This is a genomic window from Roseivirga sp. YIW32, from assembly GCF_057219245.1.
In genome coordinates this window covers 395,079-418,090 of sequence record NZ_JBXVVG010000002.1, presented here as the reverse complement: position 1 = coordinate 418,090, position 23,012 = coordinate 395,079, and the positions used below count along the sequence as shown (strand labels likewise).

General features: G+C 42.6%; 23 protein-coding genes. 10 read left to right on the top strand and 13 right to left on the bottom strand.

What is annotated here, in order from left to right; all coding sequences use genetic code 11:
- Positions 1-47: 47 nt before the first annotated feature.
- The 5 genes from recG to mutY form a co-directional block, all read right to left on the bottom strand.
- Positions 48-2,141, bottom strand: coding sequence for an ATP-dependent DNA helicase RecG (gene recG, locus AC2D6U_RS10700; protein ID WP_484720977.1), 2,094 nt, complete (start codon positions 2,139-2,141; stop codon positions 48-50).
- A gap of 158 nt (positions 2,142-2,299) precedes the next feature.
- Entirely contained in the window at positions 2,300-2,890 is a 591-nt protein-coding gene (gldD, locus tag AC2D6U_RS10695) for a gliding motility lipoprotein GldD (protein ID WP_484720976.1), read from the bottom strand.
- Positions 2,883-4,211: a gliding motility-associated protein GldE gene (gldE, locus tag AC2D6U_RS10690; RefSeq protein WP_484720975.1), complete on the bottom strand. Its 1,329-nt coding sequence runs from the start codon at positions 4,209-4,211 to the stop codon at positions 2,883-2,885. Before gldE ends, gldD begins: the two co-directional genes overlap by 8 nt.
- A gap of 21 nt (positions 4,212-4,232) precedes the next feature.
- Positions 4,233-4,682 (bottom strand): single-stranded DNA-binding protein, encoded by a 450-nt coding sequence (locus AC2D6U_RS10685; protein WP_484720974.1) that lies wholly within the window; start codon positions 4,680-4,682, stop codon positions 4,233-4,235.
- A 4-nt stretch (positions 4,683-4,686) separates the two neighbouring features.
- The gene (gene mutY, locus AC2D6U_RS10680) at positions 4,687-5,781 is read right to left on the bottom strand and encodes an A/G-specific adenine glycosylase (RefSeq protein ID WP_484720973.1); all 1,095 of its coding nucleotides are present in this window, start codon (positions 5,779-5,781) and stop codon (positions 4,687-4,689) included.
- A gap of 144 nt (positions 5,782-5,925) precedes the next feature.
- Here mutY and AC2D6U_RS10675 point away from each other — a divergent pair, with 144 nt between their 5' ends.
- From AC2D6U_RS10675 to AC2D6U_RS10645, 7 genes are all read left to right on the top strand, one after another.
- Positions 5,926-6,228 (top strand): HU family DNA-binding protein, encoded by a 303-nt coding sequence (locus tag AC2D6U_RS10675; RefSeq protein WP_484720972.1) that lies wholly within the window; start codon positions 5,926-5,928, stop codon positions 6,226-6,228.
- Positions 6,229-6,248: 20 nt separating this feature from the next.
- Positions 6,249-7,067, top strand: a complete 819-nt coding sequence (locus AC2D6U_RS10670; RefSeq protein WP_484720971.1) for a tetratricopeptide repeat protein — start codon at positions 6,249-6,251, stop codon at positions 7,065-7,067.
- 169 nt (positions 7,068-7,236) lie between these two features.
- Entirely contained in the window at positions 7,237-8,793 is a 1,557-nt protein-coding gene (locus tag AC2D6U_RS10665) for an Rne/Rng family ribonuclease (RefSeq protein ID WP_484720970.1), read from the top strand.
- A gap of 359 nt (positions 8,794-9,152) precedes the next feature.
- Positions 9,153-10,364 (top strand): hypothetical protein, encoded by a 1,212-nt coding sequence (locus tag AC2D6U_RS10660; RefSeq protein ID WP_484720969.1) that lies wholly within the window; start codon positions 9,153-9,155, stop codon positions 10,362-10,364.
- On the top strand, positions 10,361-10,840 hold the full coding sequence (locus AC2D6U_RS10655) for a hypothetical protein (RefSeq protein WP_484720968.1): 480 nt from the start codon (positions 10,361-10,363) through the stop codon (positions 10,838-10,840). Before AC2D6U_RS10660 ends, AC2D6U_RS10655 begins: the two co-directional genes overlap by 4 nt.
- A gap of 149 nt (positions 10,841-10,989) precedes the next feature.
- Positions 10,990-11,532 carry a hypothetical protein gene (locus AC2D6U_RS10650; protein WP_484720967.1) on the top strand — a complete coding sequence of 181 codons (543 nt, stop codon included), beginning with the start codon at positions 10,990-10,992 and terminating at the stop codon, positions 11,530-11,532.
- A 4-nt stretch (positions 11,533-11,536) separates the two neighbouring features.
- Positions 11,537-11,971, top strand: coding sequence for a hypothetical protein (locus AC2D6U_RS10645; protein ID WP_484720966.1), 435 nt, complete (start codon positions 11,537-11,539; stop codon positions 11,969-11,971).
- A gap of 48 nt (positions 11,972-12,019) precedes the next feature.
- Here AC2D6U_RS10645 and AC2D6U_RS10640 read toward each other — a convergent pair whose 3' ends face one another.
- A complete protein-coding gene (locus AC2D6U_RS10640) occupies positions 12,020-12,649 on the bottom strand; it encodes a porin family protein (RefSeq protein WP_484720965.1) in 630 nt (209 codons plus the stop codon).
- A gap of 147 nt (positions 12,650-12,796) precedes the next feature.
- Here AC2D6U_RS10640 and AC2D6U_RS10635 point away from each other — a divergent pair, with 147 nt between their 5' ends.
- On the top strand, positions 12,797-13,993 hold the full coding sequence (locus AC2D6U_RS10635) for a gliding motility protein GldB-related protein (RefSeq protein ID WP_484720964.1): 1,197 nt from the start codon (positions 12,797-12,799) through the stop codon (positions 13,991-13,993).
- Here AC2D6U_RS10635 and AC2D6U_RS10630 read toward each other — a convergent pair.
- The 5 genes from AC2D6U_RS10630 to AC2D6U_RS10610 form a co-directional block, all read right to left on the bottom strand.
- Positions 13,959-15,188 (bottom strand): glycosyltransferase family 4 protein, encoded by a 1,230-nt coding sequence (locus AC2D6U_RS10630; RefSeq protein ID WP_484720963.1) that lies wholly within the window; start codon positions 15,186-15,188, stop codon positions 13,959-13,961. The two genes, AC2D6U_RS10635 and AC2D6U_RS10630, sit on opposite strands and share 35 nt — an antisense overlap.
- 10 nt (positions 15,189-15,198) lie before the next feature.
- The gene (gene nth, locus AC2D6U_RS10625) at positions 15,199-15,843 is read right to left on the bottom strand and encodes an endonuclease III (protein ID WP_484720962.1); all 645 of its coding nucleotides are present in this window, start codon (positions 15,841-15,843) and stop codon (positions 15,199-15,201) included.
- A 48-nt stretch (positions 15,844-15,891) separates the two neighbouring features.
- A complete protein-coding gene (locus tag AC2D6U_RS10620; protein WP_484720961.1) occupies positions 15,892-16,929 on the bottom strand; it encodes a fatty acid desaturase in 1,038 nt (345 codons plus the stop codon).
- A 165-nt stretch (positions 16,930-17,094) separates the two neighbouring features.
- Positions 17,095-17,328, bottom strand: coding sequence for a hypothetical protein (locus tag AC2D6U_RS10615; RefSeq protein WP_484720960.1), 234 nt, complete (start codon positions 17,326-17,328; stop codon positions 17,095-17,097).
- Positions 17,303-17,902 (bottom strand): RNA polymerase sigma factor, encoded by a 600-nt coding sequence (locus AC2D6U_RS10610; protein ID WP_484720959.1) that lies wholly within the window; start codon positions 17,900-17,902, stop codon positions 17,303-17,305. The genes AC2D6U_RS10615 and AC2D6U_RS10610 overlap by 26 nt, the downstream gene beginning before the upstream one ends.
- Before the next feature lie 275 nt (positions 17,903-18,177).
- Between AC2D6U_RS10610 and uvrA the strand changes: the two genes are divergently transcribed.
- Positions 18,178-20,997 carry an excinuclease ABC subunit UvrA gene (gene uvrA, locus AC2D6U_RS10605; RefSeq protein WP_484720958.1) on the top strand — a complete coding sequence of 940 codons (2,820 nt, stop codon included), beginning with the start codon at positions 18,178-18,180 and terminating at the stop codon, positions 20,995-20,997.
- Positions 20,998-21,090: 93 nt separating this feature from the next.
- Here the strand turns inward: uvrA and AC2D6U_RS10600 are convergent, their stop codons facing one another.
- A complete protein-coding gene (locus AC2D6U_RS10600; RefSeq protein WP_484720957.1) occupies positions 21,091-21,948 on the bottom strand; it encodes a DMT family transporter in 858 nt (285 codons plus the stop codon).
- Between the two features lie 40 nt (positions 21,949-21,988).
- On the opposite strand from AC2D6U_RS10600, the gene AC2D6U_RS10595 reads away from it, so the two are divergent.
- Positions 21,989-22,492, top strand: a complete 504-nt coding sequence (locus AC2D6U_RS10595) for a hypothetical protein (protein WP_484720956.1) — start codon at positions 21,989-21,991, stop codon at positions 22,490-22,492.
- A gap of 32 nt (positions 22,493-22,524) precedes the next feature.
- Here AC2D6U_RS10595 and AC2D6U_RS10590 read toward each other — a convergent pair whose 3' ends face one another.
- The gene (locus AC2D6U_RS10590; protein WP_484720955.1) at positions 22,525-23,001 is read right to left on the bottom strand and encodes a YcxB family protein; all 477 of its coding nucleotides are present in this window, start codon (positions 22,999-23,001) and stop codon (positions 22,525-22,527) included.
- Between the last annotated feature and the right edge of the window lie 11 nt (positions 23,002-23,012).

Sequence of the window (23,012 nt, the reverse complement as noted above, 5' to 3'; positions counted from 1 at the left end):
GATTTATCGGGGTTAAGTTTTTAGTGTGAGCACTTAACATTCAACTGTTAAGAAATCCTTCCCCAATTCACCACCGACTTCTTCAACGAGCTGATGTGTCTGGCGATGTTATAATTCTCAGGATTCTTCAGTTCAGGATCCTTGTCCAAAAGGTCAGAGGCAGCATTTCTGGCCGCCTGGAGAATAGAAAAGTCTTTGGCAATATCGGCGATCAAAAGATCCAATACACCCGATTGCTGCGTTCCCGTGATATCACCTGGCCCTCGTAGCTTGAGGTCTACATCGGCGATCTCAAAACCATTATTGGTGCGCACCATGGTTTCCAATCGAGTGCGGGCTTCCTTACTCAATTTGACATCTGTCATCAGCACACAGTACGATTGTTCGGCACCGCGGCCTACGCGGCCGCGCAGCTGGTGCAGTTGCGCCAGCCCGAAACGCTCAGCATTTTCGATGACCATAACCGTAGCATTGGGGACATTGACACCTACTTCAATGACCGTTGTAGCGACCATGAGCTGCGTTTCGTGCCGAACAAAACGCTGCATTTCAAAATCCTTATCCTGCGGTTTCATCTTGCCGTGGACAATGCTGATGTGATGCTCAGGGAAAGCCCTGGCAATACTTTCATAGCCGTCCATCAGGTCCTTGAGGTCAAGCTTTTCCGACTCCTCGATCAATGGATAAACGACATAGATCTGTCGGCCTTTCTTGATCTCTTGTTTCATGAAACCAAATACTTCCAATCGCTTGGAATCGTATTGATGGATGGTTTTGATGGGTTTCCTGCCCGAGGGCAATTCATCTATCACCGAAACATCCAGGTCACCATACAGCGTCATGGCCAAGGTTCTTGGAATAGGAGTGGCGGTCATGACCAGAATATGTGGGTATTGAGTGGTGTTTTTGCGCCATAGCTTGGCACGTTGCGCCACACCAAAACGATGCTGCTCATCAATGATCGCTAACCCCAGGTTCTTAAACTGCACTTTATCTTCGATCAAGGCGTGAGTACCCACCAAGATTTTGAGGCTACCATCGAGTAAGCCAGCATGGATCTCTCTGCGAGCGGCTGTTTTCGTAGAGCCCGTGAGCTTAGCGATCTTGATGCCTAGCAGATCAGCATACTCCTTTAGCCCTTGATAGTGTTGATCTGCGAGAATTTCGGTCGGGGCCATCATAGAACATTGAGCGCCTGAACTCACGGCCAGGAGCATGCAAATAAAACCAACGATGGTCTTTCCAGAGCCCACATCCCCTTGCAGCAGTCGGTTCATTTGTTTGCCCGACTTCATGTCGTGGTAAATTTCTTTGATCACCCGTTTTTGGGCACCAGTCAAATCAAAGGGTAAGTTTTCGTTGTAAAATTGAGTGAGCAGAGCCGAATCTCTAAACACCTGACCTTTGTATTTTTCAATTCGGCTGAGCTTTAGCTTTAAGAGCCTCAATTGAACGTAAAAGAGCTCTTCAAATTTGAGTCGATATTGAGCTTTTTTCAGCAATTCCAGGTTGCTCGGAAAATGAATATGCCACAGGGCAAGCGGTTTTGAGATCAGACCAAATTGGTCGATTAAATGAGGTGGTAAAGTTTCTTGGATCTGTGCTTCCGCTAAGACCATGACCTGGCGGATCATCTTGCCAATGGCTTTGCTATCTATGAATTTTGCCTTGAGTTTTTCCGAGCTATGATAAACAGGCTGCAAGAAGCCGGCATTGGCATTTTGAGAGGTCAGTACCTCCAGCTCTGGGTGGGCGATATTCAGTTTTCTGCCAAAAGCGCTAGGCTTTCCAAAGACAACATAATCTACTCCAGACTGCAGCTTTTTACTCACCCAAGGAATTCCTTTGAACCAGACCAACTCCATTTCTCCGGTTTCGTCGGCAAAACGTGCAACCAGACGTTTCTTTCTTCCTTCTCCCATGGTTTCCAATCGCGTGACCCTTCCTTTGAGTTGTACAAAAGGCATGTCGGCGCTGACTTGGCTAATCGGATGGAAGGTAGTTCTGTCCTCATAACGGAAAGGGTAGTGCTGGATAAGGTCTCCATAGGTAAAAATAGCCAGTTCCTTTTGGATCAACGCTGCTTTTTGGGGACCTACACCTTTCAGAAATTCGATGCTCGTATCGAAGAATGAGGGCATAGTGTGAAATTAAACTTCATTTCTATAACTCGAAAAACAATTGAAGAAAAGAGATTGCTTTGCTCATTCTTCGCTCACAATGCCGTTCTAATTTGTTTTCGTCATTGCGAAAGAAGCACAGCTGAATGAAGCAATCTTTTCCTTCCTTCCATGAGGAGTTAGGGGTGGTCATACGTCCACTCAAACGTATTGAGCATATGCATGATGTCCGTCTTGATGAATTCGATCACCGGGGCTAAGGAGTCGTTTTTCATGGCCGTATTAAAGTACAAGGCGCCACGAAAAAAGTGTTGGGTGCTATCAGATGTATAAAACTGAAATTGCGTCGGTACTTCGCCTTCTAGTTCTGCAATACTGGCCACCTGTCCGTTGCGCAGGGCGACTAGACTTTCTTCAATGGAGTAGGCTTTTACCTGATGTTGCTTGGTCAATTCAAAGGCCTCATTGAGCAACACATCCGTGTCAATGGAGGGGTCCTGCAGGTTTTTGTAGGTCAACTGCACGATGGCTTCAAAGTCTTCGTAATTCAAGGTGATCCAGTATCGCTCTGAAAATTTTGATTGGGCAGATTCAAGCGTAGAGAGTTTCGAATATTCAAACTGATAAGGAAATGAATCAGGCAATACGCGATAGCTATGTTCCGGTAGGTCAATGCGGTTAAATCCTTTGGGTTTGGGTGTATAGGCCTCCTCGCAACTGAATGCAAGAAGCAGTATGGTGATAAAGAAGAAAGGACTAATCTTATGCATTGGGCCTTATCAATACTCTAACGCGTTTGATACGCCTTAAGTCTACGGCCACAATGGTAAAAAGAAAACGCTTGAATTCAATTTTTTCACCAGCGCGTGGAAGTTTATTGCTCAATTCGAGCAAAAGACCTCCCAACGATTCGCTTTCCCCCTTTACATCATCAAACTCTGAGGGCTCAATATCAACTACCTTGCAGAAGTCGTGTAGGCTGGTTTTTCCCTCAAAAATATAGGTTGATTGATCGAGCTTGTTAAATGCGATCTCTTCATCGTCGTATTCATCGTTGATCTCACCGACAATTTCTTCAATGATATCCTCCATGGTGATCAACCCGGAGGTGCCGCCGTACTCGTCTACCACAATGGCAATATGTACACGCTGTTCCTGGAAATCCTTTAAAAGGCTATCGACCTTTTTGTTCTCTGGAACGAAGAAACCCGGGCGAAGAAGCTCTTGCCAGGCAAAGTTTTCATCCTCCTCTATGTGACCGATGAGGTCTTTTATGTATAAAATGCCTTCGATCTTGTCGATGGTCTCCCTGAAAATGGGAATTCTGGAAAAGCCACTTTTGTTGATCTTGTCCATTAACTCGTGGAAATCCAGCTCTATATCCAGCGCCGTAAGGTCCATTCTCGAACGCATTACCTGTTTTACACTCAGGGTGCTGAAGTTCACGATGCCTTTTAAAATTCCTTTTTCTTCTACGGTAGTATCCTCACCGGTAGTGATCTCCAAAGCCTGATTCAATTCATGTACCGTAATGTCTCTCCCTTTTTTCTCCACATTTTTCTCAATGATGTTGGTGACCGAGATCAGTAAAAAAGAGAAAGGGCGGAATAATTTTTCTCCAACAAACAAGGCACGGCCGGTGAGACGCGCAAAAGGAAGGTTGTGCTGGTTGGCCAGGTTTTTGGGAACCACTTCACCGAAGAACAGGATGATAAATGTGACAACTGCCGAAAGGACCACAACGATCTTTCCTTCTGTGGTGTTGCTTCCAACAATAGACCAGGTAAAGAAGGTAGATAGGGTAACGATCGCAATGTTGACCAGGTTATTTAAGATCAAGATGGTGGCCAAAAGTTGTCTTTTTCTGTTGAGAAGAGAAATGATCGCTTTGTCAGCTTTGGCGTTCTGGTCCAAGGAGTTCACTTGTTCTTTTGATAAAGAAAAGAAGGCCACTTCAGATCCAGAGATCAATGAGCTTGAAAAAATCAATGCAACAAAGGCGAATACATTCAAAAGAATGTAAGGAGTGCTTAGTTCAGAAAGCTGCAACAATAACGCTAAACTCGGCTCGGGTTCGTCTGGGAAATCCAAAGTATAATTTTTAGTCCAACATTAGAATGGAAGATCGTCTGAATCATCTTCAGGAATACTTGAAACGGGGCTTTCTGTCGGCGAAGCCATAGTGTTTTGGCTTGAAGACATGCCACCACCGCTGCTATCTCCATTGCTGTCTCGGCTACCCAAGAGGGTCATTTCTCTACCCACAACTTCGGTAGTATAGCGTTTATTTCCGTCTTGGTCGTCCCAAGAACGCGTGGTCAGTTTGCCTTCAATGTATACTTGGCTACCCTTCTTCAAAAAACGCTCAGCGATCTCAGCAAGAGGAGTCCATAGCACCACATTGTGCCATTCTGTATTGGTGACTTTGTCTCCTGCTTTGTTTTTGTAGGTTTCACTTGTTGCAATAGAAAAGTTGGCAACGGCTCTGCCATTATCGAGATGCCTTACTTCAGGATCTTTCCCCAAGTTACCGACCAATATTACTTTGTTTACACCTGCCATATCGCTAGTTCTTTGTCATTGAATCTACTGAAAAAACAACTTCCTTCAAATATTTCTCTATCAGAATAGGTTTGGGAAGTGCTTCGATCTGATCTGCCGAAAAGACTTGGCAGTCAAATTCTTTTTTTAACTGTTCAAAGGTATCGAAATCTTGCACCTTTAGCCCTATGAATTGAGCAAAAATCTGTTGATGAGAGAGCACGTGCTTTACTGGGCCGTGATGATGGGCTACAGAGAATCCATTCTTCTTTTCAAAAGCCTCTAAGGTGTTCACCACGGACTGGCTCTTTTTACTTTCAAGAAGGGCAAAATCATACATTCCTTGCCAAATGTCTTTTTCTCCTCTTGCCTTCATCAAGTAGTCTTCACCATACGAGATGACGAGGTAGTTGAAGTAACGCTTCCTGACCTTGATCTTTTTGCTTTTTACCGGGAGCTGCCCGATCATTCCCTTGTTAAAGGCAAAGCAGGTAGCAGACAATGGACATAACGCACAATGGGGTTGCTTCGGTTTGCACTGAATCGCCCCAAAGTCCATGATCCCCTGATTGAAATTGGCGGCGTTGGTTGAAGGAATGAGCGCATTCGCTTTGGCTTCAAATACCTTGAAGCTACGGGCTTCGCTAATGTCATCGCTGATGCCAAAATAGCGACTCAAGACCCGAAACACATTGCCATCTACTACAGCATGTGCCTTATCAAAGGCGAAAGAAGCAATGGCTGCAGCAGTATATTGACCAATACCTTTCAATTCGAGTAGTTGGGCATAACTCTCTGGAAAACGTCCATCATAAGCTTCAACGACCTGTCGGGCACAGGCATGTAGATTTCGGGCCCTGGAGTAATAGCCCAGTCCTTGCCACAAGCGCAAGACTTCCTCTTCCTTAGCCTCAGCCAAAGAGTGTACGTTGGGAAAGGTTTGAACGAATCGTTCGTAATAGGGCAGGCCTTGTTGAATGCGCGTTTGTTGAAGGATGACCTCCGAAAGCCAGATGCGATAAGGGTCTTTGGTATTCCGCCAGGGCAGCTCGCGCTTTTCTGAGGCATACCACTTAAGTAATTGATTTGTAAATACTTGATTATTATCCTGCTCTCCCATGCCTTACCCTCAAACAAGCCTCATGTTATCCTATATTTTTTGAGGTTTGCTTTTAATATTAAACCTGAACGTGTAATTTTGCGCACCAAAATAACTGGGAATAAGTTTTTTACGAATTTTTGAACTAATTAAATACAATTAAGCGTGACTAAAGCAGATGTTATAAATCAGATAGCTGATAAGACAGGAATTGATAGATCTGATGTTACTACAACTGTTGAGACTCTTTTCGCGGTAGTGAAAGATTCAATGGCAGAAGGAGAAAATATATATGTAAGAGGTTTCGGTAGCTTTGTGAACAAAAAGAGAGCAAAGAAGATCGCCAGAAACATCTCTAAAAACACTGCGATAGTGATAGACGAGCACTTTGTGCCCAGCTTCAAGCCATCAAAGGTTTTCATCGAGCAGATCAAAACAAGCGATCGCGTAAAAGCAGCGAACAAATAATAAAGAAGCCGTAAGGCTATATGAATAAAGGACAGGTCGTTTTATTGGTTGTTGCACTCTTGGCAGTCGTCGGACTGTATAGCTTGCCAAAAGTGGTAGTCGACAACGATAGCGATCAAACAGCTCAGGCGTTTATTGATCCTGCCGAACCTAATGGGGTGGTAGATCATAGCTCTGAGATTCCTGAAGAAGCGAAGGGTAGGGTGCTAGAATGGAAAAGCCAACTCTTCGTCAACGGAGAAATGACCAACGATCGGGTAGCGTTAGATTCCCTGATGAGCGTCTTTCGAAGCATTAACAAATACGACAGTGCAGCATTTTATGCTGCCGAGTTCGCAACAACATTTAATACAGTCAATAACTGGCAGATGGCCGGTGATGCTTATTATGAGGCCTTTACCTTCGCCTTGGATGAGCAGAAAATAATGTCAATGGGTAACAAGACCAGAGAGGCCTACGAGAAAGTTCTCGCAGCCGAACCTGAGAACTTTGACGTGCAACACAACATTGCCATGACCTATGTGTCTAGTAGTGCGCCGATGCAGGGAATCATGATGTTGAGAGACATCATTGAACAAGATCCTAGCAATCAGCAGGCATTGATGAGCATGGGTAGAATGTCTATCCAAACAGGGCAATTTGAAAACGGTGTAGACCGTTTTGAAAGCTTGGTTTCTTATTATCCGGAGAATGTAGAAGGAATTTTCTTTTTAGGAGTGTGTTATTATGAGACAGGCCAGTTGGTCAAGGCTCAGGCACAATTCGAAAAAGTGAAAGAATTGGGTGCTGCTGAGCAGATCATTACGGCTGCTGATGAGTACCTCGGAAGAATTAAGTAAAACATAAAAAATTAAGATTATGCCTTGCGGTAAAAAAAGAAAGAGACATAAGATCTCGACCCACAAAAGAAAGAAGAGACTAAGAAAGAACAGACACAAGAAGAAGTAATTTCACTTCTTCTTGTGCATTTTGCATAAGGTTCATTTCTTAATCTAAACTTCTTTCACAGTGAGTAACGAATTAATTATCAATTCGACTCATGATGGAGCTCGTTTAGCCCTTTTAAAGGATAAAAGTCTCGTTGAATTTCATCACGACAATGAAGAGAACAAATTCAAAGTCGGTGATATTTACCTAGGAACGGTCAAAAAAATTGTTCCGGGTCTCAACGCAGCATTTATCGATATCGGTTACGAAAAAGATGCCTTTCTGCACTACCTAGATTTAGGTCCGCAGATCAGGTCCTTGAACAAATACTCGAAACAAGCGCAAACCAACAAACATGCAACGGGTGGTTTGAGCAAGTTCAAGATGGAACCCGATATCAACAAACTTGGTAAGATGAATCAAGTGCTGTCGAAAGGACAGCAGATTCTTGTACAAGTTGTTAAAGAACCAATTTCTACAAAAGGGCCACGACTCACTTGTGAGTTGTCATTGGCTGGGCGCTACATGGTGCTCGTGCCATTTTCGAATTCGATCAACGTTTCGAAAAAAATTGCGGATGGAGAAGAGCGTAAACGCCTTGTCCGTCTCATATCATCCATTAAGCCTGAAAATTTCGGTGTCATCGTTCGTACGGTTGCCAAAGGGAAGAGTGTCGGAGAACTCGACAAAGACCTTAGAAACCTTGTCGATGGCTGGAAGGAAGGCATTCAAAATCTGCATAAAGTAAAACCACGAGAAAAAGTGATCGGCGAAATGAGCCGAGCTTCCTCTTTGATCCGTGACATTCTGAACGAATCCTTTGATTCGGTTGTCGTTGACGACAAAGACATGTACGAAGAGATCAGGGGCTACGTGCAAAAGATCGCTGCAGATAAAGAGAAGATCGTAAAACCGTATACCGGTAAAGCGAAGATCTTTGAAGCATTTGGGATCGAAAAGCAGGTTAAATCCCTGTTCGGAAAATCGGTGAGTCTACCCAAAGGGGGCTACCTTATCATCGAGCATACGGAAGCCTTACACGTTATTGATGTCAATAGTGGCAACAAGTCCAATGCAGGAGAAGATCAAGAGTCTACGGCCTTATCAGTGAACATGGAAGCGGCTAAAGAGATCGCTAGGCAATTGCGTCTGCGCGATATGGGTGGCATCGTGGTCATTGACTTCATTGACATGCGCAAAGCAGAGAACAGGAAAAAACTGTATCAGCACATGCGCGACGTGATGAAGGATGATCGTGCGAAAAACACCATTTTACCTGTTTCTAAGTTTGGCTTGATGCAGATCACACGTCAACGGGTTAGACCGGAGATGAATATTGTGACCCGCGAAGTATGTCCGACTTGTGGAGGCACAGGAAAGGTAGGAGCAACGATCCTGGTTTCTGATCAGATCGAAAAGCACCTGGAGTACTTGATGCAAACACAAAATGAGAAAGGCATAACCATTGCGGTGCATCCTTTCTTGCATGCGTATTTCACTAAGGGGATGTTCTCTATCCGATGGAAGTGGTACAGAAAGTACAGCAGCTGGATCAAACTGGAGACCGATAGCTCATTGAGCTTAAGTGAATACACCTTCTATAACAAGCATGGTGAGGAAATAGAATTGAAAGTCTGATCATCTTGATGTTCAGTATTCAAAAGTATCAAAGCCTTCTTCGATTTCGGAGAAGGCTTTTTTAATAGAATTTAATGCCGACTTCAACATCAGGCAGTTTTTATAGAATAAAAACTGTTTTGAAGTCATTAAAATGATGATGAAAATCAGAAAAATGTAATTTGCAACGGTTTCTTGTGATATTTAAAATTTTGATATAAACTTGTGATAAATCAATAAACCCATGAATAAGTCATACCCCCCCCCTCCATAGTTTAGAAAAAGCATACTTTTACTTAGCATTAGTTTGTGGATGCTTTTTCATAATTAGTTGCCAAGAAGTAGAGGAGATTACGCCAAATCAAGAACCCATAAGATCAATGGTGACTAAAAAATGGTATGAGATACCCGTTGTAACAGAGACACTTCAAGCTAGTTTAGGAGACGCTTCAAACGGTTTATACAGTCTTGGAGGTCAAGACAGTAACGTTGAGTTTAGTGTCGATTGGGAGAATATTACAGAATTTACTGACTCACTCGGTCATATTTCTTACACCTTTATCGTGAAGGACCTAGAAACAGAGCCTTATAGTTTTAAAAATATTATCGTCAGAAGATTAGGAGAAAGTTCTTTTTCTCAGCCTTTTTTATACACTTATACTATGAGTGAAGAATTTAAAGCTCAGTATTTACTGACAGGCTCAATTCATGGTTTTAAAGGCACAATTGTGAAGCAGCAAATCACGGGAAACTATACGCAAGGTATTTTTTCTGCAAATATTGAAAGCCCTAAAGCTGTGCTTAATAATACGGACTGTTCGAACTCCACTTCGCAGGTAGGAGGTCCCGGTGGAGGAGGTTCTGGGCCACCAACGGACAATGACCCAAACAGCAATCCTAACTATAATAATACCATTTATAACGAGGTTTGCTATGATGAGTGGATTGACTTCGATGATTCTACTTCCTGTGGGAATAATTGTGTAACTGCATCAAGATCCATATTAATTACTGTTTGCTACACTACAGCAATGTCAAGCAGTGATGATGCTGGGTGCGATGAAGGCGAGGTTGCCGTGGTTTATAAAAGAAGGCCAATGTTCAAATATCCCGAAGGTTTAAACTATGACATTCTTTACCCAAAATTAACAGAGTATCTATCTAATCAGATGCCCAAGGTTGGCAGAATTGATCGTATAACAAACGCTATTAAAAGATTCACTTCAATGACTAATTCTGAAATCCAAGAAGCTTTGACGTGGGGGGCTGGTCCATTAATATATATAAAACAACACAATGACTCTGGTATCTATGCCTCTTTCGATAAAAGAACACCAGACCGATTATATTTGGATATTGATTATCTAATGAAGCTAGAAAACTCTATGATTGGTACCGATGGTGCTGATGCCCTAGCATTTTTAATAGGCGCATCGATTTTGCATGAATTTGTTCATTGGGGTGATTTCAATTATAATAATGATATATGGCGAAGACCAAATGCTGAAGAAGGATGGTGGTTTGAGGTTGAGGCCTATGGTCAAATTATAGAAGAGCATAATGCCCTATTAGTCTTAAAGAGGAATAATTGAAAAGAAAAATTGGTTGTATAACGGTCATCTCTTTTATAACTAGCATTTCCTTATTTGCTCAAGATCAGGCTTTGTCAAAAATTTTGCTGAGAGAAATCCAAAGCTTCAAAGCCAAAGAGTTCAGCTTCGTTTTAGAAAAGGAATCATTAAATCAAGATGAAGTTAATGCTCAACTTGAATCATTTAAGAATTACCAAAAGCTGAAACCATATTTCTCTAAGGTGAATTTTCTACATCCATTAAAAGAGGATTTGGAATTTTCTGAAGAATTAAAAACCTATATTGAACTACTGAATTCTAATCCTATAAAAGTTAACGTTTTAGTTAGCCCAGCTTTTTCGATGAGCATGAACAGAGTATGCTACTTAGGTAGATTTAAGTATCAAAAAGGAGGCTCTGAATTTGTATATATTTTTGAAAAAAGCAGGGATGGTATATGGCACTATCTTAAGGGCGATTATTATCTAGACTACTAAGATTATACGGTTATGCTTTCATGTGTAATGAGTTAAGAACGACTAATACCTTTCTTGGTACAAATAGCTTTTACACCAAAAGAGCATTTATTAATAGTTACGTATCTGCATCAAGATCCATATTAATTACTGTTTGCTACACTACAGCAATGTCAAGCAGTGATGATACTGGATGTGCAGATGGTGAAGTTGCTGTGGTCGATGTTTATGATGAACCTCAAGATCCATGCTCCACTGGCGATCCTATCTTAGATGATGTAAATATGAATCTTTATATGTCAAACTTGTGGAGAAATAGCCTTACGCTAGAACCTATTGTTTCTAGGATAGAGAAAGGCGGTTGGATTGTAAGAGATACCAATGGTGCGCACAGTATTGTTCCTGTGGACTGGCCAGCTTATGCATGTGGCATGACTCCTCCTTCTAATTTTCTAGATGAAATGCCCGCAGGAACCGTGGGTTTTATTCATACACATCCTTTTTTTGAAGGTGAAAATACTAAAGTGGTTTGCGGGGAAGGTGGTTCGGATTCGTATCAATCAGGAACTAACACTGATGATTACAATCTATTACTTGCAATAGCAGAAAGAACAGGCAATCCTAACGTTGTAGGCTATAATATGGATGGAAGTAACATTGTTAGGACTAATGTTCTCTATAATAATACATATTATTCACGTTGTAATTATTGATGTCATGAGGTTTAATACATTATACTTTTGCTCAACGGTTCAATTAGTTTTTTTTCTTATGCTTTTGATAACTCAAGACACCGAAAGAAGACTTGAGAATTGTCCTGAGCCTAATTACGAAGCCGAGAGAACCTTGAAGTTCTTTCTAATTAAGAAAGACAATCCCCCCTACAATACCATAAAAAAAAGAAATGGATTGGAAGACATACCGGCGGTGCAATTGCGTGCAGTTAAAGATACTCAAACATGCTCGCGCATTACCGCTCTTTTAAACGAGAAAAGTCATTGGGGTGAAGCTGAAAATGAATACAGTATCCATTTTTACCGGACAGATGACTATTATTTTGCCATTTATAAAAGAAGGAAGTTTGCTTTGGGGTTAACACCATTAGCAATTTTCAATATGGACCTTGAGTTTGTGGACTTTGTTGGCCTTTGATTAAACCACTTGGCTAAAACAGGTAACCGAAATGTAGAAGGCCTTTTATTAAAACTTAATGCCGACTTCAACGGCAAGTAGATTGCTTTTAACAGTAATGTCTTCAAATTGGCTACTTTGGTCTTTTACCATATTCAGAAACCCAAGATTGAAGTTCAGCCCACCAAATAACCTCGTATTTGGACCTAGGCTTCGTTCTACACCAGCACCAACATTCCCTGCCAAGTCAAAGCTCTTGAAGCTTTCAATGACCACAGTACTTACTACTTCATTTGAGGTACTTAACCAGATCTCCGGGATCAAACCAAAGTTTAGGTAAATACGGGTATCTAGTACTACCTCGTTTGTATAGAGCTTCAATAGTATAGGTAATTGCAAGTATTCATGTGCATACTGCTCTGTAATTGCTCCTCCTGCATTTGTCTGAGACGCACTGATTCGAGTCTCTTTAGTGGCATAATTTACACCCGTTTGGAAGTAATAATTTTCCTTAAAGCCAATATCGACAAAGGCACCCAACATGAACTTTACCGCGGTACCATCTCCATCGATTGAAGTATTGGTGCCCTGTGTCCCTGTTCGGGTCATGGAAAAGGTAGGACCTACCTTGATACCGATTTTGTAATCTTGAGCATTTAGCTGTCCGAAAAGAAGGATGCTGAAAATGACAGCTAGCATTGATTTTCTCATATGCGTAAAAATAAATAAATACTTTTGTCATTGAAATAAAAGAGGATGTTGAAAAAGGGAAGTTTACTGGTGCTGTGTTTTCTGATTTTTGCTTGTTCCAATGATAATGCTTGTGAGCAATTTCAGGAAGGGACAATGCAGGAAGTCACGTTGGATTTTGAAGATCTGACGCATCAGATTCACGAACTCCAGAGCATTCCAGAAATGAAGGAGTTTTTCCAGTCGCACCCGATTATCCGGGATCAGTTCTTTGAGTATGGAAGTTTACAGCCTGAAGCAGCTTTTCACGCTCAGGTACTTCGGCTGATCACAACGCCTAAAGTACAAGAGATCTACAAGGCTTCGACTGTTGATCAATTAGAGCAATTGCTCAATCAGCATAGAGACATCAGAGACCTTTTGGCTTACCCCTTTCTTTCTGCTCAACAAGGCAGAAGTTTGTATGACCTACATGCGCTATTGAATTCCTCTACCATCACCAACGTCAATACTTTGGAGGGAGTAGGGCTCTACCTAGATCGAAACCCAAAGGAATATGAACTCCTATCAACGGCTTTCGGATTCATTACTATCAAAGACTTAGATCAAGAGAACTTTGAGACACTGCAAAATCCTTATGTGGATACACTTTATCAGGATGTGTTGGAACTGATGGACATTGGCCAGTTGCGCTTTGACTTGGACAGGGCCTATCAAAGACTTATTGGTCATTATCCCAGTTTTGAAATGCCTAAGGTACAGGCAGTATATTCAGGTTTTGGCAAAGACATTTTTATTTCCGATTCGCTACTTATTCTCGGCTTGGACTACTACCTGGGAGAGCAGGCCTCATTTCGCCCTAATGTCTATGAGTATGTGAAATCAAGATTGACCCCAGAGCATTTGGCACCGCAGATCATGCAGTTCACTTCCTTGAGGTTCAATAAGACCAACCAAAAGAACCGCAGCTTGCTCGACGAAATGATCTACTATGGCAAAGCTTTGGAGTTTTCTCATGAACTGCTTCCTTGTGTAGACGAACACATCATCATGGGCTATACGCCTCAGCAAATGGCCAATGCCTTTACCAGCGAGGCAGTGATATGGAACTACTTTTTGGATAATCAATTGGTCTACAGTGAAAAGCCCATTGAACTCACACGTTACATCGATGAAAGACCGGCAGTACCTGAGATCGATAAAATATGTCCGGGCAGAATAGGCCAATGGGTCGGGTGGCAAATTGTAAAGGCCTATCGCGAGGAAACAGGCGTAGGGTTTAAGGAGTTGATGGAAGAAACGGATGTCCAAAAAATTCTTAGGCTGTCAAAGTATAGGCCGCGTCTGCGTTAATGGCATTTGGTTTTTCTGGGTCCAATGCTTGAGCGAGCTTTTCGATTTGTAACTTTTTGGAAAAGAGCTTTTCCGCAATTTTCCGGGCATTGTTTTTATAGGCCTTAAGCAAGGCTTCTTCTTCTAAAAAGGGTTTCAACTGATTAATGAATTGTTCAGGTTGATGAGGGTCAGCATAAAACCCACATTGGTGCTGCTCAACAAGGTCTTTGGTCCAACCGGGGGTATTGACAATGGTCAATTTTCCCGCTGCCAAACTATCAAAAAGTTTGTTGGGGCTGTTCGTTCCTAAAACAGGTATCGCCTTAAAACATACATACGTAGCATCGGTGACGTTGAGGATTCTTCGGACCCCTTCTTTGTTCTGATGACCGATCAGTTTGACGTTATTAAGTTGTTTCTGGTCGATCAAGTTTTTAATGGCACTGTATCGGCTGCCCTGACCAACGATCTTAAAGTCAATCGGTAGTTGCTCCTTTTTGGCAAGCTCGGCAATCGCCAAAAGAAACTCCAAATGGTTCGTTTGTCCGATGCTGCCAAAATAGGTGATCACGAAAGGTTGTGATACATGGTAAAAACCTAATAGTTTAGGGTCCTTTTGCTCTTGTCCAAAGAACTCGCAGTCGGCCATGTTTGGAATGGTATGGATCTGTTTATTGGGGACTACCTTTTCGATCCATTGGCGCATGCCAGGGGATAAGGCAACCACTTGTTCCGCTCCTTGGTAGATCTTTTTTTCATAACGATACAAGTAGCCTTGGATCAGTTTGTTTTGAAAGACACCCATTTCGATCGGTGCTTTTGGCCATAGATCTCTGACCTCGAAGATATAGGGTAGTGATTTTTTCTTTTTTAGGAATAACCCAATGCTACCCACTGTCAATGGCGTGGAGGTAATGTATGCCTTCTCGAAAGGACCGAGTTGCATGGCTAACTTTTTCGCGAGTTTGACAAATGTCAGAAAGGATCGAATTCTTGTAAATGTGCCCATTTCATTGCGATAGGGCACAGGTAAGTAGTGGACTTTGATACCATCGACCATGCGCTCGCCATAGTAATGTTCGTTATGGCTGGTGATCATTTCCACGTCAAAACCCCTATCGACCAAACCTTTGGCTAGGTAATAGGAGCGAATGGCCCGACCTTCTTTAGGGGTTTTGAAGTACTGATGTATGTAAAGGAGCTTAGCCTTCAAGTCCGAACGGTTACAAGTGTTTCTTTTCGTAATAACGACAAAAATGCGTGATCTGGCATTCTTCACATTTTGACCTTCTTGCCAGACAGGTGTATCGTCCATGCAAGATCAACCAGTGATGTGCCAACGGAATAACCTCTTTGCTCAAGTGCTTCACAAGCTGTTTTTCAACAGCCAATGGCGTTGATGCATTTTGGTTTACTAACCCTAAACGCTTCGAAACCCTAAACACATGGGTGTCTACCGCCATGCTGGGCTGATTCCAAACGACAGAAGTAACGACATTAGCCGTTTTTCGACCGACGCCCGGCAAGCGCTGCAATTCGGCCACTGTGGCCGGTAATTTAGAATCGAATTCTTCTACGAGCATTTTACCCAAGCCGATCAGGTGCTTGGTTTTATTATTCGGGTAAGAAACAGTTTTGATGTACGGAAAGAGCTCGTCGAAATGCGTATTGGCAAGATGTTCAGGAGTCGGAAAGTCTTGAAAAAGCTTGGGTGTAACCTTATTGATCCGCACGTCAGTGCATTGAGCGGAAAGGACCACCGCCACAAGTAGTTCAAAAGGGTTACCGAAATTCAGCTCCGTTTCAGCCTGAGGTTGCTTTTCGCTGAAATAAGCTACAAATGCTTTATACCGCTCTTTCCGTGTCATATTGCTAAAATACGACCTAATACGAATTTTGGCCTTGCAGCCGCATATTTATATCAACCCGATCTTTTGCATGCGGTAAAACTCCCGAAAGCTGATCATGCGCTCTTGGGTTTCGTCCCAGAGTTTATTTGAAATGAGCGAAAAACTTTCGCGCAAGCCGATGACGGTTGGGAATTGATTTAGCCAAGGATTTTCTTTGATGCATTTACGCAAATTGTAGTTTGGTATGGCCGGATTCAAATGATGGACATGATGAATGCCAATGTTTCCAGTCAACCAGTTGATGGGTTTAGGTACTTTGTAATAGGTACTTCCTTTCAGTGCAGAGGTCACATAATCCCAATTCTTTTTCCAGTGTTTGTAACCGTACTCATGTTGATGCTGCACATAGAAGAACCAAATGGCGATCACAGAGAATAGCGTTAATGTGGTCAACTGAACGATCAGGAACTCCTTCCACCCAAGGGTGAAGCCCAACAGGCCATAAAGTCCCAACAGCACAAGGTTACTTTTGGTCACGCTGCTCTTTAGTTTTTGAAACGAAGGGTATTTGATCTTGGCTAAGCGATTGTGAACGAAAATGTAGTATACCGGACCGATCAAAAACATCACAAGAGGAGAGCGGTACAGTCGGTACGTAAAACGCTTCATTCGACTAAAATTCTTGAATTCTTCAACAGTATAGGTGGTAACGTCCCCAATATCTCTGAGTTCTAGTTGTCCATTGACCTTATGATGTACATTGTGCGACTGTGCCCAATACTTGAAAGGAATGGCTGACACGTAGCTGCAGATCTCACCGATGATCTTTTGTGCCTTTCTATTGTTAAGGAAGGACTGATGACCGCAATCGTGTTGAATGATAAAAATTCGGACTAAGAAAAAGGCGTTTAGGACACCCAAAGCCAAGGTAAGCCAATAGCTAATGTCTAATGTCAGGTACATCAATGTCCACAGGGCAATAAAAGGACCAAAGGAGTTGATGAGCTGAATAACCGCTTTTGAGGTATGCTTTTCAGTATATTTTCTGAGTTGCTGGATTTTGTCTTTTCCAATCACAATTTTTTCTGGAGTAGTTAATTTCATTGAAAGATGAATTGCCTTTTTAGGTTATCCCTTAAAGCTAAAGAGAATACTTGAACTTAATAGAAAAAACGAAGCAACTCTTCAAGAGTTGCTTCTATACGTTTGTCCATCCATTGATGGTTTTGATCTGAGTTGCACAAATCAGCCTAACATCTACAGCTCTAATTAAGCTGTATGCAAATGAAACGACTTGGAGTAACTGAGAATAGTATCGATCAATTGTGTTGAAGGTTCTTTTTGACACTCGTCCATTGCTGAAACCACTGAATTAAGCTCAGTGTAATCATCAGCCAATTGCTCGTCAAAAAGCAACGCTTTTTCTATTTCGATATTTTCTTCTTCTGTGGTCTCCCTGTAAATGTAGCGTACGAGATCATCTTGGGTAAAGGTTTTGGTCATAGGCAATATTCTTTTTGTCCATCTTTTTTCTCAAGTTGATGAGTGCATAACGCATACGGCCCAGGGCAGTATTGATGCTCACACCTGTGGCATCAGCAATTTCCTGAAAGCTCATCTGCATGTAGTGCCTCATCATCAAGACCTCTCGTTGCGAATCTGGGAGCTCTCTGATGAGGTCTCTCAGCAAGGCATGAGTGTCTTCTTGTATTTGCTTCGATTCAATCGAGTGTTCTGAGAACTCCAGCGTATTGAATACGTTTGAGCCATCTTCCATGACTATAGTTGGGTATCGCTTGGCCCTTCTAAAATGATCTATTGCCAAATTATGAGCGATTCTGGATACCCAGGGTAAAAACTTACCTTCTTCATTGTAGCGGCCACTCTTGATGGTTTTCACCACTTTAACAAGTGCGTCTTGCATTAGATCTTCCGCCAAGTATTGATCCTTTACGATCAAATAAATGGTGGTATAGATTTTTTTCTTGTGACGATTGACCAGCGTAGAGAATGCCTCTTCGTTACCGTTTTTATAGAGCGAAATCAATTTTGAATCGCTCACCTCGTATTTCCTCATGTAAGTTATGTTAGGTTAACGTAGAGGTTTATATCATATTGTGCTGGTTAGGATTAGACTTTGTTTTACTTACTGTACATTCAAATGTAGGCTTTCTGTTCACTAAACCAAATAATTCAAAATGAAAATAGGGTTTTCCCGATTCAAGCCATTCATTATGCTGCACTTTCCAGTAGAACAACAATTTTAATGCCAGTTATCCCTTATAGGCATTGTAAAATTCAGGTTGAACAAAATTAACAATTGAGTGGAAGGCCCGTTATCTTTGCAAGCTTATGTCTACCACATCTACACTTTCTCACCAGAACTCAATTGATGACCTTGATCCCAAGGAATACATCATCATTAAAGGCGCTAAGGTCAATAACCTAAAAAGTCTTAGTGTTGCCATTCCACGGAATAAATTGGTAGTGGTAACCGGCTTATCAGGATCTGGTAAATCGTCTTTGGCTTTTGATACCCTTTTTGCTGAAGGACAGCGTATGTATGTGGAAAGTCTGAGCTCTTACGCTCGTCAGTTTTTGGGTAGAATGGAAAAACCGGAGGTAGATTATATCAAAGGCGTTTCTCCGGCCATTGCCATCGAACAAAAGGTAAGTACCCGAAACCCCCGCTCAACGGTAGGGACAAGTACCGAGATCTATGATTACCTCAAGTTGCTGTTTGCGAGAATTGGAAGAACGATCTCTCCCGTTTCAGGCAAGGAAGTCCAGCGCGATAGCGTAACCGGCATAGTCGATTTCATCATGGAAAAAGAGGAAGGCACCCGAATGATGATCCTATGCCCCTTGATTCAAAAAGAAGAGCGCACCTTCGAACAGGAGCTGAACATCTTACTTCAAAAAGGATACACACGGGTATTGGTTGATGAACAACCATTTTTTATTGAGGAGTTGCTCAAAGAGGGGGAGCATCCGACAGAGGGAAAGATTGAGATATTGATCGATAGAGGTGTGGTGCAACACGATGAGGACTCGCAATTCCGCTTTGGCGATTCTGTCCAAACGGCACTGTTTGAAGGAGAAGGGGATTGCATCATTGATATTCCAGGAGAAGGACGCTTTAGTTTTTCGGACCGTTTCGAGGCGGACGGAATACTTTTCGAAGAACCTTCGGTCAATCTATTCACGTTCAATAATCCTTACGGGGCCTGCAAGCGCTGTGAGGGATTTGGAAAGATCCTCGGGATAGACCCTGATTTGGTGATTCCTGATAAATCCTTGTCAGTTTATGAAGGGGCCATTGCTCCTTGGCGCAGCGAAACCATGCGCAAGTGGTTGACTCCTTTATTGAAACACGGCATTGAATTCGATTTCCCCATTCATCGAGCTTATGAGGACTTGAATGAGGAAGAAAAGGCTGTGCTATGGACCGGTAATAAGTACTTCAAAGGGCTTGATAAATTTTTCCAATTCTTAGAATCAAAAACGCATAAAATTCAATACCGCGTCATGCTGTCGAGGTACCGCGGAAGAACCGATTGTCCAGAATGCAAAGGAACCCGTTTACGGGGAGATGCTTCCTACGTTAAAATTAATGGGCGATCGATCACTGATATTGTCTTGATGTCAGTAGATCATGTCCATGACTTCTTTAGCGAATTGAACCTTTCCGAACACGAAGAAAAAGTGGCTGGCCGATTGGTGAAAGAGATCAAAAACCGTTTGGAATACCTGACTAGGGTGGGGCTCGGTTACCTGACCTTGAATCGGTTGACCAACACGTTGTCTGGCGGGGAATATCAGCGCATCAAACTGTCGACTTCACTAGGTTCGGCTTTGGTGGGTTCCATGTACATACTGGATGAACCCAGCATTGGCTTGCACCCAAGGGATACCGACCGACTCATCTCCGTATTGGAATCGTTAAGAGACTTGGGGAACACGGTTGTGGTGGTAGAGCATGAGGAAAAAGTGATGCGTGCAGCAGACCAGATCATCGACATTGGGCCGGATGCAGGCTCCCATGGTGGAGAACTCGTTTTTCAGGGGACTTTATCTGAAATGCTAAAATCAGGCAATACCTATACGGCAAAATACTTGAATGGAACAGAGAAATTGGCTGTGCCTGCCCATCGAAGAAAATGGAAAGAACATGTCTTGATCGAAGGTGCTCGAGAAAACAACTTGCAAAACATTGATGTCAAGTTTCCTTTAGGAGTGCTCTCCGTGGTGACGGGTGTCAGTGGATCCGGGAAGTCAACGCTGATCAAGCGTTTACTCTACCCCTCCGTGGGTAAGCTATTAGGTACGGTTGGGGAACAGACAGGTAAAATGGCTGGCTTGGGAGGAAACTACAAAAGCATTACACAAGTCGAGTTCGTGGACCAGAATCCCATTGGGAAGTCTTCTCGCTCGAACCCGGTGACCTATGTCAAAGCCTATGACGCCATTCGAGCGCTCTTCACCGATCAACCGCTAGCCAAGCAACGTGGATATAAGCCGGCTTTCTTTTCTTTCAATGTAGACGGTGGTCGATGCGAGACCTGCCAGGGAGAAGGTGTGGTCAAGATCGAGATGCAGTTCATGGCAGATATTCAATTGACCTGTGAGAGTTGTAAGGGTGCCCGTTTTAAGCAAGAAATTTTAGAGGTCACTTACAGGGAAAAGAACATTTCCGAGGTCTTAGACCTGACCATCGATGATGCCATCGATTTTTTCGCCGATGAGAAAGCGGTCATCAATAAATTGCTCCCCTTACAAGAAGTTGGTCTGGGCTACATTCGTCTGGGACAATCTTCAAACTCACTCAGTGGAGGTGAAGCACAACGGGTCAAGTTGGCGTACTTCTTGGGAAAGGGGAAGAGCAGTAATAAAGATCACATCCTATTCATTTTTGACGAGCCAACGACTGGACTTCATTTCCATGACATCGCAAAACTGATGCGCTCGATCAATGCCTTGATTGAACAAGGCAACTCGGTGGTGATCATAGAACACAACACGGAAGTGATCAAAATGGCAGATTGGATCATTGATTTGGGCCCTGAAGGAGGAGCCCATGGTGGAACCTTATGTTTTGAAGGAACACCAGAAGACATGGTCAAAGAGAAAGACACGAATTACACAGCGAAGTATTTGGCTGAAGTACTATGACCTTTTTCGTCATGCTCTCCCGATAGCTATCGGGAGGTTTCAGTATCTCCTTCAGACAGATCCTGAAATAAACCTGCCCGTCGGCAGAAAGGTTCAGGATGACGTTCTTTTATGGGAATTCCTTATCAACACTCCGAAAACATTAGCAGAGATAATAAGTCCTGCCCCAATGAGCTTATTTGCACTCATCTCTTCATTCAAAAAGAAATAGCTGGTTGTCATGGCAATGGGTGTCCCGAGATAAAAGATCAAACTGGTATTGGTAGAGTCTAAATGCGTTGTGGCTCGAAGCCACAAGGTGTGCGCCCCTACCGTACAGACAATTCCCAGAATAGCAAGATACCACCAATCCTGATCGCTCAAGTTCCAATTAGACTCTGATGCAAAAAGCAAAAAGATGGGCAATGCAAAGGCATACTGACCAAAGGCCCTCACCATGGAGTTGATTTCTCTGTGTTTCTGCTGCTGAAAGGGCAACAAGGCAAAAAAGAATGCACTGACAAGACCTACAAGAATGCCCGTAGTCAAGTCATTGTCTAACGAGAATTCGGGAACGATGAGGTAAATGCCACAAAGCGCGATGAAGACAGGCAACACACTAAGCAATTGCGGTTTTTGCTTATTGTAAATCCAGTTCATGTAGATCATATGGATGCCATAGGAAGAAACCGAAAGTATGGCCATGGATGGTGTTGACAACTTCACACTAATGAAGTAGGTGATCCAATGCAAACCGAACAAAATGCCGATCAAAGCCAGGGCTTTCCATTCCGTTGTATTGAGTTTTTTTAGCTTTTGATGGCTCGCCAAAAGGTAAAGAAAAGCACCTCCGATGGTCAGGCGTACAAGCCCAATGGTGATGGCATTGGCACTTACTTCCTTGATGAAAAGCGGTGTGATGCCAAACAGGCAAACCGCTAGAAGACCTTCAATGTAATAACGAGAATTCACCGCGACAAAGGTGGTGGATTTTAACTAGTTTTAATTACACATGAGGCAAATTATAGGTGTCTTCTTGGTCCTTTTGGTGAACTCCTGTAACCCTGTAAATCAAAGGGAAGTAAGTACCAATATTCCTGATTATTCCGAAATAATAAGTGCTGGTATAAAGGACCTTCTTACGGGGGATTCAAAGACAATGAATCCTTACATGTTGAGTCAAATGCTTTTTTTAGACAAATTCACGGATACAGTTCAAAACAAGCTCAGCTTGAACTTCCTAGAGGAATCAAATCTGTTGAGAAAAGAAACGTTTGACTCTATCAAAGGAATAACACAAAGCAATAGCGATTTTTGGTATGAGCTGAGGCAGTTAAAGCCTGAAAAAGAGGTGATAATTTATTTTACACTTCCGATCGTCAAATCAGACACAGCACAATTTGAATTTACTTGGCAAGGAATGCTGAAAGGCTCAGGCAAAACCTATGTAATCAAGTGCATTCAGGAAGAAGGGAAATGGACAAGGACATCCGCCGTAGTTTCAATGGAATTCTAAAATAGGGTGTTTAGTATCCCCGTTTTCTTCTTCTATTCTTTGATCAAACCTTTTCTCTTGAGAATTGTCTCGATGAATTTGACCTCATTCTGCGTTTTGAAAACATTGTGTGGAAAAAGCATGAGTTGCGCCTTGCTGATCACTAATACAAACTGGTGCTTATCAACCCAAGCCCTCTTTACCTGATCCCATTTTAGGGGCATGCCTTGCTTTGAATTGATCTTGATCAAGATCTGGCGACTATCAATTTCGTAGGATAGTTTTTCGAATAATTGCTTGCTTTGCTCCAATTGGGTAACTCCTGCAAATTGAATGACCCAAAAAAGAATATAGAGCGACAAGGCGATCAATGCACCGATCCACCACCAATTCGAAGGCACGACAAAAGTCATCGCAGAAATTGCTGCAGCAATTAGAAATACCCACCACTGATCTCTCAAGACATTCTTCAAACCGGCCTTCATGTAAGCCTTCTTGTCTAGCGCGTATTTCTTCGTTTTTACTATCATAATTCGTCTTC

Bases quoted from the DNA above. Each gene is read 5' to 3' on its own strand.
- AC2D6U_RS10640 (WP_484720965.1), bottom strand. From the start codon at position 12,649: ATGCTAGCTGTCATTTTCAGCATCCTTCTTTTCGGACAGCTAAATGCT.
- AC2D6U_RS10615 (WP_484720960.1), bottom strand. From the start codon at position 17,328: ATGACCAAAACCTTTACCCAAGATGATCTCGTACGCTACATTTACAGG.
- nth (WP_484720962.1), bottom strand. From the start codon at position 15,843: ATGACACGGAAAGAGCGGTATAAAGCATTTGTAGCTTATTTCAGCGAA.
- recG (WP_484720977.1), bottom strand. From the start codon at position 2,141: ATGCCCTCATTCTTCGATACGAGCATCGAATTTCTGAAAGGTGTAGGT.
- AC2D6U_RS10590 (WP_484720955.1), bottom strand. From the start codon at position 23,001: ATGATAGTAAAAACGAAGAAATACGCGCTAGACAAGAAGGCTTACATG.
- AC2D6U_RS10650 (WP_484720967.1), top strand. From the start codon at position 10,990: ATGTCAAGCAGTGATGATACTGGATGTGCAGATGGTGAAGTTGCTGTG.
- mutY (WP_484720973.1), bottom strand. From the start codon at position 5,781: ATGGGAGAGCAGGATAATAATCAAGTATTTACAAATCAATTACTTAAG.
- AC2D6U_RS10610 (WP_484720959.1), bottom strand. From the start codon at position 17,902: ATGAGGAAATACGAGGTGAGCGATTCAAAATTGATTTCGCTCTATAAA.
- AC2D6U_RS10645 (WP_484720966.1), top strand. From the start codon at position 11,537: ATGAGGTTTAATACATTATACTTTTGCTCAACGGTTCAATTAGTTTTT.
- uvrA (WP_484720958.1), top strand. From the start codon at position 18,178: ATGTCTACCACATCTACACTTTCTCACCAGAACTCAATTGATGACCTT.
- AC2D6U_RS10660 (WP_484720969.1), top strand. From the start codon at position 9,153: ATGGTGACTAAAAAATGGTATGAGATACCCGTTGTAACAGAGACACTT.
- AC2D6U_RS10620 (WP_484720961.1), bottom strand. From the start codon at position 16,929: ATGAAATTAACTACTCCAGAAAAAATTGTGATTGGAAAAGACAAAATC.
- gldD (WP_484720976.1), bottom strand. From the start codon at position 2,890: ATGCATAAGATTAGTCCTTTCTTCTTTATCACCATACTGCTTCTTGCA.
- AC2D6U_RS10635 (WP_484720964.1), top strand. From the start codon at position 12,797: ATGCAGGAAGTCACGTTGGATTTTGAAGATCTGACGCATCAGATTCAC.
- AC2D6U_RS10685 (WP_484720974.1), bottom strand. From the start codon at position 4,682: ATGGCAGGTGTAAACAAAGTAATATTGGTCGGTAACTTGGGGAAAGAT.
- AC2D6U_RS10670 (WP_484720971.1), top strand. From the start codon at position 6,249: ATGAATAAAGGACAGGTCGTTTTATTGGTTGTTGCACTCTTGGCAGTC.
- AC2D6U_RS10595 (WP_484720956.1), top strand. From the start codon at position 21,989: ATGAGGCAAATTATAGGTGTCTTCTTGGTCCTTTTGGTGAACTCCTGT.